This is a genomic window from Vibrio sp. Isolate33, from assembly GCF_022397895.1.
Lineage (GTDB): Bacteria > Pseudomonadota > Gammaproteobacteria > Enterobacterales > Vibrionaceae > Vibrio > Vibrio pomeroyi.
Genome location: NZ_JAKEUP010000016.1, coordinates 90,144 through 102,202 on the forward strand (window position 1 = coordinate 90,144; position 12,059 = coordinate 102,202).

The 12,059-nt window shown below is 43.0% G+C and carries 12 protein-coding genes; 6 read left to right on the top strand and 6 right to left on the bottom strand.

What is annotated here, in order from left to right; translation table 11 throughout:
• Positions 1-145: 145 nt before the first annotated feature.
• Complete coding sequence (metE, locus tag L1D37_RS19130; RefSeq protein WP_239848815.1) at positions 146-2,491, top strand: 5-methyltetrahydropteroyltriglutamate--homocysteine S-methyltransferase; 2,346 nt, start codon at positions 146-148, stop codon at positions 2,489-2,491.
• A 132-nt stretch (positions 2,492-2,623) separates the two neighbouring features.
• On the opposite strand, the gene L1D37_RS19135 is transcribed toward metE, so the two are convergent.
• The 6 genes from L1D37_RS19135 to L1D37_RS19160 all read right to left on the bottom strand — a co-directional run bounded on the left by L1D37_RS19135 (position 2,624) and on the right by L1D37_RS19160 (position 6,329).
• Positions 2,624-3,019 carry a GspS/AspS pilotin family protein gene (locus tag L1D37_RS19135; protein WP_176680106.1) on the bottom strand — a complete coding sequence of 132 codons (396 nt, stop codon included), beginning with the start codon at positions 3,017-3,019 and terminating at the stop codon, positions 2,624-2,626.
• A gap of 1 nt (position 3,020) precedes the next feature.
• Positions 3,021-3,317, bottom strand: a complete 297-nt coding sequence (locus tag L1D37_RS19140; RefSeq protein ID WP_017631803.1) for a YciI family protein — start codon at positions 3,315-3,317, stop codon at positions 3,021-3,023.
• Between the two features lie 194 nt (positions 3,318-3,511).
• Positions 3,512-3,910, bottom strand: coding sequence for an acyl-CoA thioester hydrolase YciA (gene yciA, locus L1D37_RS19145; RefSeq protein ID WP_017061510.1), 399 nt, complete (start codon positions 3,908-3,910; stop codon positions 3,512-3,514).
• 268 nt (positions 3,911-4,178) lie between these two features.
• Entirely contained in the window at positions 4,179-4,745 is a 567-nt protein-coding gene (locus L1D37_RS19150) for a septation protein A (protein ID WP_239848816.1), read from the bottom strand.
• Positions 4,746-4,853: 108 nt separating this feature from the next.
• Entirely contained in the window at positions 4,854-5,102 is a 249-nt protein-coding gene (locus L1D37_RS19155; RefSeq protein ID WP_239848817.1) for a hypothetical protein, read from the bottom strand.
• 339 nt (positions 5,103-5,441) lie between these two features.
• Positions 5,442-6,329 (bottom strand): LysR substrate-binding domain-containing protein, encoded by an 888-nt coding sequence (locus L1D37_RS19160; RefSeq protein WP_239848818.1) that lies wholly within the window; start codon positions 6,327-6,329, stop codon positions 5,442-5,444.
• A gap of 181 nt (positions 6,330-6,510) precedes the next feature.
• Between L1D37_RS19160 and hisC the strand changes: the two genes are divergently transcribed.
• From hisC to L1D37_RS19185, 5 genes are all read left to right on the top strand, one after another.
• Positions 6,511-7,644: a histidinol-phosphate transaminase gene (hisC, locus tag L1D37_RS19165; RefSeq protein WP_239848819.1), complete on the top strand. Its 1,134-nt coding sequence runs from the start codon at positions 6,511-6,513 to the stop codon at positions 7,642-7,644.
• Positions 7,645-7,654: 10 nt separating this feature from the next.
• Complete coding sequence (locus tag L1D37_RS19170) at positions 7,655-8,428, top strand: ABC transporter substrate-binding protein (protein WP_239848820.1); 774 nt, start codon at positions 7,655-7,657, stop codon at positions 8,426-8,428.
• A 574-nt stretch (positions 8,429-9,002) separates the two neighbouring features.
• The gene (locus tag L1D37_RS19175) at positions 9,003-9,962 is read left to right on the top strand and encodes a TRAP transporter substrate-binding protein (RefSeq protein ID WP_176680100.1); all 960 of its coding nucleotides are present in this window, start codon (positions 9,003-9,005) and stop codon (positions 9,960-9,962) included.
• A gap of 67 nt (positions 9,963-10,029) precedes the next feature.
• Positions 10,030-10,509, top strand: coding sequence for a TRAP transporter small permease (locus L1D37_RS19180; RefSeq protein WP_239831084.1), 480 nt, complete (start codon positions 10,030-10,032; stop codon positions 10,507-10,509).
• 21 nt (positions 10,510-10,530) lie between these two features.
• A complete protein-coding gene (locus L1D37_RS19185; protein WP_239848821.1) occupies positions 10,531-11,838 on the top strand; it encodes a TRAP transporter large permease in 1,308 nt (435 codons plus the stop codon).
• Positions 11,839-12,059: the final 221 nt, after the last annotated feature.

Consider the following 12,059-nt stretch of genomic DNA (forward strand, 5'->3'; position numbering starts at 1 on the left):
TTTTTAATAAACAAGATGAATATTTGGACGTTGTTCATTATTCCGATTGGGTAGATAGTTTAGCCATCCAGACGCCTTTGAGTAATCAACATTACGACAGGCAGTTTCAACAGAAACTAATAATTATTGAATAAGGAACAGGCTCATGACTACGACAACGCATATTCTTGGCTACCCACGCATCGGTGAAAAACGTGAACTAAAATTCACACTAGAGAAGTACTGGCGCGGTGAGATTGACCAATCACAACTTAAGCAGCTCGGCAGCGAACTGAGAAATCGTAACTGGAATGTACAAGCTGACGCGAATCTAAGCTTTGCAACTGCGGGTGACTTCGCATGGTACGACCATGTGTTAACAACGACTTTGCTTTTAGGTCATGTACCAAAACGTCACGCTGGTGGATCTGAAGAAGAAAAAGCCTTCCCAGACTTAGATACCTTGTTCCGAGTGGGACGTGGGCAATCACAAGTTGAAGCTACTTGTTGTGGTGGGAAACACGTGTCTGAAGGCACGAAAAAAGGTGCAGCAGCATCTGACATGACCAAGTGGTTCAATACTAACTACCACTATATTGTTCCAGAGTTCAGTAAAGATGATTCGTTTGAAGTGAGCTGGCCGCAACTGTTTGATGAAGTGAATGAAGCCATTCAAGCTGGGCATAAGGTTAAACCAGTCCTTCTTGGCCCGTTGTCTTACTTGTACTTGGGTAAGGAAGTCGAAGAGGGCTTTGATCGCTTAGCCTTACTTCCACGTCTACTTACTGCCTACCAAGCGATTTTAGCTAAGCTTGCCAAATTGGGTGTTGAGTGGGTGCAAATCGACGAACCTATTCTGTCGCTCGAGCTTGAAAAACAGTGGGCAGATTCATTCAAATTGGCTTATCAAGTGATTCAAGGTGATGTGAAGTTACTATTGACCACTTACTTTGATTCGGTGACGGACACCTTAGACAAAATCGTAAAACTGCCAGTGAACGGTTTACATATTGATTTAGCCACTGCGCCACAACAGCTCGATGAAGTCTTGAGTAAACTTCCGGAAGAGTGGGTGCTGTCTGCTGGTGTCATCAACGGACGTAATGTTTGGCGAGCAGACTTGGCTACCCAGCTAGCGAAACTGCAACCTGTGAAAGATAAGTTAGGTGACAAGCTGTGGGTGGCAAGCTCATGTTCGCTGCTGCACAGCCCGGTTGACTTAGAGTTGGAAGATTCACTTAGCGATGAAGTGAAAAGTTGGTTTGCTTTCGCGAAACAGAAAGTCACTGAGGTTAGCTTATTGGGTGCGGCGCTAGACGGCGATCAAAATGCCATTTTAGCGTGTGAGACTTATAGTCAACCGATTGTTGCCCGCAAGAGCGCGACTCACGTAAACAAGCCGCAAGTGCAGGATCGCATTAATACTATTACCAAAGCATTAGCGGAGCGCAGTGCACCTTATGCAGAACGCGCCTCGCATCAATCTGAAGTTTTAGGTTTACCTTTATTGCCAACCACAACGATAGGTTCGTTCCCACAGACAGGTGAGATCCGTGTTCAACGCAGCGCTTATCGCACCGGAAAGTTGAGTGAAGCGGAATACACCACCGCACTAAAAGGTCACATTGCCGACGCGGTGAAACGCCAAGAAGCACTCGACTTAGATGTGTTGGTTCATGGTGAGGCGGAACGTAACGATATGGTGGAATACTTTGCTGAAAACCTAGCAGGTTTCCAAACCACCAAGTTTGGTTGGGTGCAAAGTTATGGTTCTCGCTGCGTAAAACCTGCGATTGTGGTGGCAGATATTGAACGTGAAAAGCCAATGACGGTGGAATGGTCGACTTATGCGCAATCTCTAACTTCAAAGCAGATGAAAGGCATGCTAACTGGCCCTGTCACTATCTTGTGTTGGACGTTCCCACGTGAAGATATCTCGCGCAAAGAAATCACTAACCAGCTGGCATTTGCGTTGCGTGATGAAGTGTCTGACCTGCAAGATGCCGGAATCAACATTATTCAGATTGATGAACCAGCGATTCGCGAAGGTTTACCTCTTAAAAAACGCGACCATGCAGAATACTTAGAGTGGGCGGTAGATGCCTTTAAGATCTCAGCTGCGAGTGCTAAGCCAGAGACTCAGATTCATACTCACATGTGTTACAGCGAATTCAACGAAATCATTGATTCAGTGGCCGCACTAGACGCCGACGTGATTACCATTGAGACCTCTCGTTCGAATATGGAACTGCTTAAAGCGTTTGAAGAGTTCAATTACCCGAATGCGATTGGCCCGGGTGTTTACGATATTCACTCGCCAAACATTCCATCGCAAGAGTGGATCATTGGCCTCTTGAAGAAAGCAGCTGAGAAAATTCCGGCAGAACGCTTATGGGCAAACCCAGATTGTGGTCTTAAAACTCGTAATTGGGCAGAAACAGAAGCAGCACTGACCAATCTTGTTTCTGCAACTAAAACGTTACGAAAAGAGTGGGAATCCGCTGAGGCATAATTCAGTCTAGGATTTTGATTGCTTAATAAAAAGGCCTCGCAAATGCGAGGCCTTCTGGTTTTATACTTGTTCGAATCTCGAATCTCGAATCTCGAATCTCGAATCTCGAATCTCGAATCTCGAATCTCGAATCTAGCTGCTGCTCTGGCAAGTATCTTTGCTGATCAGCTTCTCAACCATCAGTTGTCCGCGTGTGTTACGAATCTTGATGTTGTATGCCAATCCCATGTCTAGGTTTGCTCTTACTTCTGAGTTAGTGCAGTAGCTATTCACACTCATATCGACAACTTGGTTTAAAGGCTTCGCACCTTTAGCATCTTGGTTGTAAATCATCATGATCTCAATAACGGTGTTTTTTGCGAGCACTCGCATGACCGACAACGGGCCATACTCAATTGGTAGGCCTGCAGATAAAACGCCAGCACGGTGCTGCGCCATCATCTCGAGTTGTCTTTGTTGGTCTTGCTCACTTGAAGCACAGCCTGCAAGCAGAGCCATAGCTAGTGAGCCAATAATCCATTTTTTCACGTTAAAATACTTTCTTGAATGGTTTTACGATGACATTTTGGTAGACACCAGCTTCGATGTACGGGTCTGCGTCTGCCCATGCCTGTGCGTCTTCTAAAGAGTTAAACTCAGCAATCACAGTAGAACCTGTGAAACCCGCTTCGCCAGGGTTATCCGAATCAATTGCTGGCATTGGACCTGCTGTCAAAAGTCGACCTTCATCGTGAAGTGTTTGTAGGCGTTCTAGATGTTGTGGGCGAACACTTAGGCGCTTTTCTAATGAATTTTCGACGTCTTGAGAAAAAATCACGTACCACATATTGAGATATCCTTATTTTACTTCACTGAATTGGGGCGTTTAAATTCGCTATCTTGCTAATTTACGCGAACTAATTGGTATTGGAAGGGCTAATGATAAGAAATTGTGAAATGGTGCGAGAGAGCAGTATGGTCTTTAGCGATTTCATTTGCTGAAACTAAAGACCACTGACGTATGTGACTTAGTGAAAAGTACTATTTGTTGATAGGGCGAGGCTTGCCACTTTCATCAACTGCCACGTAGTTGAAGGTCGCGCCACAAACTTTGTAACGGTCGCCGATGCCGTGATCAAGCACAGGCTTAACCCATACTTCTAGGTCGATATTCATCGAGCTACGGCCAATCTTAGTACAGTCGCCATACACACACACCACATCGCCAACCGATACCGGCTGTTTGAATTCAATGCTTGATACTGAAACAGTCACTATCTTGCCGTTAGAGATCTCTTTCGCCAAGATGCCGCCAGCTAGGTCGAGCTGAGACATTATCCAACCACCGAAGATCTGACCCGCTGCATTAGTGTCAGAAGGCATCGCTAATGTGCGAAGAAGTAAAGAACCAATAGGGTTCAAAGTTGATTGAATCGTCATTGTAGTACTCTTGGTGGTATTGATTATCTTAAATAAAAACTGATGTGTTGGCTGGTTGAGCACATTAGCAAATGAGTGCAATGAACAACAAGAAACCAGATGACCGCTAATTTAGTGAGACTGTCATTAAATAATAGGCTTTATTTTGACCAGTTTCCGCAACACAAAAAAAGCCAGTGGCCAATGATCACGAGTATCATTGGCCACTGTTAAATAGCGTATTGATAAGAATTGTATCAAAAAGGGAATGAGGACTCATCCCTTAGGGTTACTTCTCGTCGGTATTTTTATCCGTTAACTCTTTCTGCTGGTCTTTTGGTAAATGCTTATAGATGTATACACCTGTTAGTAATGTGAACAATAAGGTCGCGATGAGCAGACCAAACACCTTGAAGTTAACCCAAACATCCAACGGCAGGCTGAAAGCAACGTAAACGTTGAGAATGGCGCACAGGGTAAAGAACAGAGTCCAAGCCCAGTTGATCTTGCCCCACACGGCATCAGGCAGAGTGATCTCTTTACCCAACATGCCTTTAATGGCTGATTTGCCCATAAGATGGCTGACTGTCAGGCCAATAGCGAACAGAGCATAAACGATCGTCACTTTCCATTTAATGAAGTTGTCGTCGTGTAAGAAGATGGTCATGCCACCAAATACGGCAACCATAATGAACGTGACCACCTGCATTTTCTCTACTTTTTTGTAGATGAAGTACGTCAAAACAATCTGTACTGCAGAGGCAACAATCAAAGCACCTGTCGCGGTGTAGATGTCGTACATCTTGTAGAGCGCAAAGAAAATAATGAGAGGGATGAAATCAAGAATTTGTTTCATGTGGACTGACTATCCAGTTAGTTGAGTTGCAAACAGTCTAACTAAAATTGCCCCGATGCTAAATAGCCCGAGGCAATTGGCTGTGAAACTAATTTTGTTCAGAATTAGTCAGCGGATTGACGACGTTTGGTAGCGAGGAATCAACTTCTTGATGTCTTCTAAATAGCCTTCGCTTTTCAAATTATCTAAGGTGCTCTCGAGCTCTTGCTCGCTCATGGCAAAACACGTTGATTTTCCCGTCGTCAGGTCGAGATATTCGTGATATTCACGCTCAGTAAAGTGACCAACTCTATCCATTAGCAAGGTCTTAATTCCGTGGTGAATCAAGCCGTAATACGTATGTCTTTGTAAGGTCATAGCCTATCCTCCGTGACAAGCTGCATGATGAATAAGATGCAACCTGCTGTATATTGGTTGGGTTATCTATGACAAAGCAATTCGAATGCCATTTTCTCTATGAGGACAGATCTTTTAACCTAACGAAATGATTTGATTTGTATTTTCATTGAGCTAAGAGAAGGTTTCGTCTGCTCTCACCCAAACAATACGTTGTGGAAGAGGAATAGTTTTATTTTGAGAATCGATTTCTTACATCAATTTGGGAATCACTTGATTCTCATTCTGACGAGCGAAGGCACTTTCTTTTTCTAACTCCATGTTTAAATTGACCTTATTGGATTCGTTTCCATTATTCCTTTAATCAACGAGCCAATCTACCAGAGTCGATAACGACGCATTTTGACGATTTTTAGGTTGCAGCAAGAAGTAACCGTTGCCGGAGAACACGCTGCCTTCACTCACTTTCACCAATCTCCCCAAATCGATATCTTGCTTAGCGAGTGTGATATCGCCTATCGCTATACCAAATCCTTGAATGGCCGCGTTCATTGCTTGGTCGAGCGTGGCGAACTGTTGGTTGTTCTTACTGGAAAGATCATGGCTGCCGATGTGTTCTAACCAAAGTCGCCAGTCACTTTGTTCATTGTTGGCATGTAACCAAGTGTACTGAGCAAGCTTGTGTGGCTTGATAACAGTTGAAGTGCTGTCAATCAGGTGGCTTGGCACAATGCTCTGTGCTTGGCAGATAGGGGCTAGTTGTTCGTTGAACAGCAGTTGACTAACAATTGAATGCTGGCTTGGTTTCTTGCCATAGGTGATCACTGCATCGAAGGGATCAAAGCTTGGCTCAAAAACGTGCTTGATGGTCGATGTGAGCTCGACGTCAATCTCAGGATAGGCCTGTTGAAACGACATCAACTTAGGTAATAGCCAAGAGGTAATACAACTCGGGGCATTGAGTTTTATCTTAGAGGGAGAACTCGCGACCTGATTAAGTGCCGATTGCAGTTGCTGAATGGTCCCTTGAATGAGAGGAACCAGTTCTTCCCCTTTAGGCGTTAATGACAAACCACGAGCATGGCGATAGAAGAGATCACACCCAAGGCTTTCTTCAAACGACAATACCTGACGACTCACCGCACCTTGCGTCACGTTTAGCTCATGCGCCGCGCGTGTAAAGTTGAGATGCCTTGCGGTAGACAGGAATGCGAGCAAGGTTTTGGTTGAAGGGAGTGTGTTGTTCATATCATTACCTATGACTTTTTATCATGGCTATTATGTGATTATTTCGATTCATTTATCAATAGTGTTCTGTTTGAATGTAAATACTTACTCATCATTAGTGATTCAATATGTGTATAAATCACATTTTTTGAATATGAAAGCAGTGGTGAAGACATTGTGATTATGTGAAAGGGATAGCTTCTTGACATCTTTTATTGATAAATTAGTGCCTCAGGCTGTAAAAAAATTAATACCTTATCAATCAGCAAGAAGAATTGGTGGTGATGGACGTGTCTGGTTAAACGCAAATGAATTGGAAAGCGCTCTGTTTCAAGGAGAAGCCAGTCATAATCGTTACCCAGACTTTTTACCGCAAGACATTGCCAAGGCTTACCAAGCTTATTGCGGAACTGACGCAGCAACCGTTGCGGTGCGTGGTGCTGATGAAGCGATTGATTTACTGATCAGAACATTTTGCAAACCCGCTCAAGATAATATCCTTATCTGTTCACCAACGTATGCCATGTATGAGTTTTGCGCTGATGCATTAGCGATTGAAACGCTCGACTCTCCTTTGCAGGAAGATTTCAGCTTAGATGTTGCAGACATCGTGAATAAAGCTGAGTTGGCTAATATCGTTTTCCTTTGTTCGCCGAACAACCCAACAGGCAATGTGATTCCGAAATCGGACTTGATTCAGGTGCTTGAGGGGACTCAAGGTAAATCTTTGGTTGTGGTGGATGAAGCGTATATTGAGTTTGAACCTCAAACATCAGCGGTGAACTTGATTGAACGCTACCCACATTTGGTTGTGATTCGCACCTTGTCTAAGGCATTTGGACTTGCAGCAGTACGCTGTGGTTTTATCTTGGCGAGTCAAAATGTGATGCAGTATGTCTCTAAGCTCATTCCGCCATACCCAATGCCAGATTGCTCGTCTCAGATAGTTTTAGAGGCGTTATCTAATGAGCGTGTAGCCGTGATGCAAGAAGCAACCTCAAAGTTGGTTGAACTGCGTAATCGCTTTGCTTCTGAGCTGAATCAGTTTGATTTCATTGAGCAGGTTTACCCGTCTTCAACCAACTTTGTGTTATTACGCCACAAGCCTGAACATGAGCTATTTAGTGCATTGGCGAAAGATGGCATTGTGACAAGGAATCAACATCATGAGTCTGCATTACGTCACTGCGTTCGAATCAGCATTGGTAGCCCAGAGAGCATGGCGGAAGTGATAGCGTCACTTACAAGTTACCAAACCGAATTAGAAAAGAAGCAACAAACTCAACAGCTTCAAGATAAAGAACCTCAATTTCAACTCGACAAAGATCATATCTAGGATGGCAATGATGAAAAAGATAATACTAGGACTTGCTTGTGCGGCCGCTTTACTTGGTACAACGGTACAGGCGAAAGAAATCCGTTTGGCGTCAGACTTTACCTATCCGCCATTCAACTACAAAAATAGTGAAGGCGTGCCTGTCGGGTTTGATATTGAGATAGCTGATGCTCTGTGTGAACAAGCCAAACTAGATTGTACTTGGGTATCACAAAGCTGGGATTCGTTGATTCCAAGTCTATTGGCAAGAAAGTCAGATGTGATCATGGCTTCTATGCGTATTACCGAAGAGCGTAAGCGAAAAATCTTGTTTACTGATAAGTACTACCAAACACCAGCCGTGTTTGTTGCAGCCAAGAGCACAGAATTTGCAATTGATGAGACGGGCTTAGCGGGTAAAACCATCGGTGTTCAGCAAGGCACGATCCACGACCGTTACGTCACCGATAAGTTTGGTAGTGTTGCCAACATCAAGCGTTACACAGGGCAAGATGAAGTGTATTTGGACCTGCAAAATGGCCGTTTAGATCTCACCTTCGGTAATTCCGATCAACTGTCGCTCGCTTTCTTAGATAAGAAAGAAGGAGAGGGCTTTGAATTCAAAGGTAAAGCGGTAACCGACAAAGCCTACATCGGCGAAGGCACGGCTCTGGCGCTGAGAAAGCAAGACTCAAAACTGGCAAAACAGTTCAACAACGCGATTGAAGAGATCAGAGCCAATGGTACTTACGACAAGATTGCTTCGAAGTACTTCACGTTTGATATTTATGGTAGTGATTTGTAATTGAGCTAGCGCCTAAAGTTAAATCACCAAAAAAATCCGAGAGCTGTGAGGCACTCGGATTTTTGTTACAAACAATTCTACCCAGTAAGATCCCCACCATTGCCCTCATACCCGTTGATCCACTCTTGTTGCCAAAGCTCTACCTTTATCACCTCTGGCAAGCGCAGTTAACAACACACTTTTCGACCGATGAAACCTTCTTTGTCCATGCTTTGAAATTGGACTTTAAGTCTTAAAATAACACAAATTTGCGTGTGATTTTTAGTTAAGATCTTGTTCTTAAAGCAGTTGAAAGTCCCCAGAATTCCAAATAAACCCTAAATCAGGCTAATTCATGGCTTACTTAGTGCCAAATATGATTGGTATCACAATCAATTCAAGCATCAGGCTCACATACGAACCTTAGTTCACAAAATATACAGATGTTATTGTAATACAAAACTCATAGGGTAAGAATATTGTAATGAAGCGTTACACGAGTGAGTGGTATGCAATTGATTTTTAGATCTCAAGCTCAGTTCTAACGTGACATATAAAACTGTACCTCTTACAAAAATGGATTCTGGAGAAGAACATGAAAAAACACCTACTGACGATTGCTGCAGCATCAATTCTCATGGCATTTGGAGCTCAAGCAAAAACTTTGACCCTAGGGCATGCAATGTCACTAGAAAGCGCTGCTCACCAAGGCATGGTGATCATGGCTGATAAAGTTAAAGAAAAATCGAATGGTGACCTTACTATTAAGATCTTTCCGAATGGTCAACTAGGCTCTGAGCGTGACCAAGCTGAGCAAGTTGTTACTGGCGCGATTGATATGGCGAAAATCAATGGTGGATTAGCTGAATCTTTTGAACCAACGTTTAAGGTTAATGCACTGCCTTTCTTATTCCGTGATGTTCCACATATGAGAACGTTCATGCGAAGTGAAGCTGCACAAGAGATGCTGCTCTCAAGCGAAGGTAAAGGTTTCATTGGACTTACATTTTATGACTCAGGTACACGTAGCTTCTACGCTAAAAAAGCAATTAACTCGCCGGCCGATCTAGCAGGAATGAAAGTTCGAGTTCCTGGTTCTCCAACCATGATGGAAATGGTCAACCTATTAGGTGGTAAAGCAACACCTGTACCTTTCAATGAGGTATATACAGCACTGCAACAAGGCGTAATTGATGGCGCTGAAAACAATATTTCTAGCTTAGTTGAAATGAAACACAGTGAAGTTGCTAAATTTTACTCTATGGACCAGCACATGATGACACCTGATGTGATCATCATTTCAGAATATAAATGGGCTTCACTAACGCCAGACGAACAAAAAATCTTAAAGGAAGCAGCAGCAGAGTCTCTTGAAGAGCAGATCAAGATCTGGGACGCAACAGATGACATGAACAAAGAGAAAGGAATGAAAGCAGGCGTAACGTTTGTTGAGGTTGATAAAGCCCCTTTCCGTGCAGCTGTTAAACCTATGATTGATGAAGCGAAAAAAGATCCTAAATTAGCTTCATTCATTGAAAAAATTGAAGTTCTTTAACCAGTATTAGTGAAAATATAATTTTGCCTTGGCTTTGCTAAGGCAAAATTTTTTGAGGTATCACCCCATGTTAGCAACTTTCAGAAACCTACTTGATAGGTTGATTCTTTTTGTCTCTTCTTTTGCACTCATGTTACTGGTCGTGACGGTCACTTGGCAGGTTTTTAGTCGATATGTTTTGAATGACCCAAGTAACTGGACTGATGAACTTGCTCGTTATGCGATGGTATGGCTGGGGTTATTGGGAGCAAGTTACTTATTTGGTATCAAAGGACATTTAGCAATAACGTTATTGGACGGTTATCTTAAGGGCAAAGCACACATAGCACTGCATTTACTCATCAATGTAATTTCTGGCGCATTTGTCTCTTTAGCAATGCTTCAAGGTGGTATTGCCTTAATGGGAAGAACCACACAACAACTATCCCCAGCACTGCAATTACCGATGTCGACGGTTTATTCAATATTGCCAATTTCAGCCGTTATTATCCTCATCTATTTGGTCATGAATACGTTTGATCTTTTTTGTGAACCCAATAAAAAGTAAGTTATAAAAGGACCTTATATTATGGATTTGTCCATTGGTGTTTGGCTGCTAGGCCTCTTCTTATTCATGATCGCGATAAGCATGCCCATTGCGATTGCAATTGCTATGTCATCTTTAACGATCATGTATTTCATCTTACCGTTTGAAGTCGCAAGTATTACTGCGGGTCAAAAAATTATTACCGGTATCGATAGTTTCAGTTTATTAGCAATCCCTTTCTTTATCCTCGCTGGGAATATAATGAATGTGGGTGGTATAGCGAGTCGACTGATCAACCTTGCAAAGCTCTTGGTGGGTTGGATTCCTGGTTCACTTTTCCACGTTAATATCTTTGCAAATATGATGTTTGGCGCCGTTTCAGGATCAGCCGTTGCAGCTGCAGCTGCGGTTGGCAAAACCTTAGGCCCTGAATTAGAAAAAGATGGTTATGATAAAAACTTAGCTACAGCAGTAAACGTTGCATCTTGCCCGGCTGGTTTATTAATACCGCCGAGTAATTCACTGATCGTGTTTTCGGTGGTATCGGGTGGAACATCTGTTGCGGCACTGTTTATCGCAGGTTATGTCCCAGGTATTTTAATGGGTTTAAGTTGTATGGTCGTAGCCTATTTCATCGCTAAAAAGAAAGGCTATAAAACAAGTGCCAATGACGGCTTTACAACGAAGGATGCGCTGAATATCGTTTGGCAAGCAACGCCAAGCTTAGGGCTTATTGTTGTTGTTATTGGCGGTATTATTGGTGGTGTGTTCACTGCAACAGAAGGGGCATGTATAGCAGTTCTTTACTCTTTTATACTGTCACTCTGTTACCGAACCCTCAAGTGGGAGCACTTCCCGGTAATTTGTAGAGAAACCGTTCAGGTTACTGGCATCATGTTGTTCTTGATTGGTGCTTCTACGATTATGTCATGGGCAATGGCGTTTACAGGTCTACCAACAATGATCAGTGATTGGATGCTCTCTATTTCAGATAATCCGATTATCATCTTCATTCTGATGAATCTGATTCTACTGATTGTGGGTATGTTTATGGATCTGACGCCAGCCGTATTGATCTTTACCCCTATCTTTATGCCGATAGCCGAGCATTTAGGCATGCATCCCATTCACTTTGCGATGATGATTATCTTCAACTTATGTATTGGCATTGCAACGCCACCCGTTGGTACTGCGCTATTTGTAGGTTGTAGTGTTAGTGGTTCTAAAATTGAGAATGTTATAAGAAGTATCATGCCGTTTTGTGCCGTATTGATCGTCACATTGTTGGCCATTACGTTCATTCCAGAAATCAGCTTGGCTCTTCCTCGTGCATTTGGGTTAATCAATTAACCTTTCAAGTACGAGATTAAACGACTCAACCAGAATAAGTATCTAATAAAAAACCGCCTTAAAATAAGGCGGTTTTTATTGGCTCCTCAAAACCACCGCCTAGGGCGGTGGTGATTGCTCCTTGAGGCTATAGCCTGAAGAAGTGCCCATGTTAGAAGTAACCTCTTATTCACCACAAGTAAGAGGAAACAACCACATGGGCGATTACAGAAGTTCATCAC

Coding starts and splice junctions, on each gene's coding strand:
- metE (WP_239848815.1), top strand. CDS start 146: ATGACTACGACAACGCATATTCTTGGCTACCCACGCATCGGTGAAAAA.
- L1D37_RS19140 (WP_017631803.1), bottom strand. CDS start 3,317: ATGTGGTACGTGATTTTTTCTCAAGACGTCGAAAATTCATTAGAAAAG.
- yciA (WP_017061510.1), bottom strand. CDS start 3,910: ATGACGATTCAATCAACTTTGAACCCTATTGGTTCTTTACTTCTTCGC.
- L1D37_RS19150 (WP_239848816.1), bottom strand. CDS start 4,745: ATGAAACAAATTCTTGATTTCATCCCTCTCATTATTTTCTTTGCGCTC.
- L1D37_RS19155 (WP_239848817.1), bottom strand. CDS start 5,102: ATGACCTTACAAAGACATACGTATTACGGCTTGATTCACCACGGAATT.
- L1D37_RS19160 (WP_239848818.1), bottom strand. CDS start 6,329: ATGAACAACACACTCCCTTCAACCAAAACCTTGCTCGCATTCCTGTCT.
- L1D37_RS19170 (WP_239848820.1), top strand. CDS start 7,655: ATGAAAAAGATAATACTAGGACTTGCTTGTGCGGCCGCTTTACTTGGT.
- L1D37_RS19175 (WP_176680100.1), top strand. CDS start 9,003: ATGAAAAAACACCTACTGACGATTGCTGCAGCATCAATTCTCATGGCA.
- L1D37_RS19180 (WP_239831084.1), top strand. CDS start 10,030: ATGTTAGCAACTTTCAGAAACCTACTTGATAGGTTGATTCTTTTTGTC.
- L1D37_RS19185 (WP_239848821.1), top strand. CDS start 10,531: ATGGATTTGTCCATTGGTGTTTGGCTGCTAGGCCTCTTCTTATTCATG.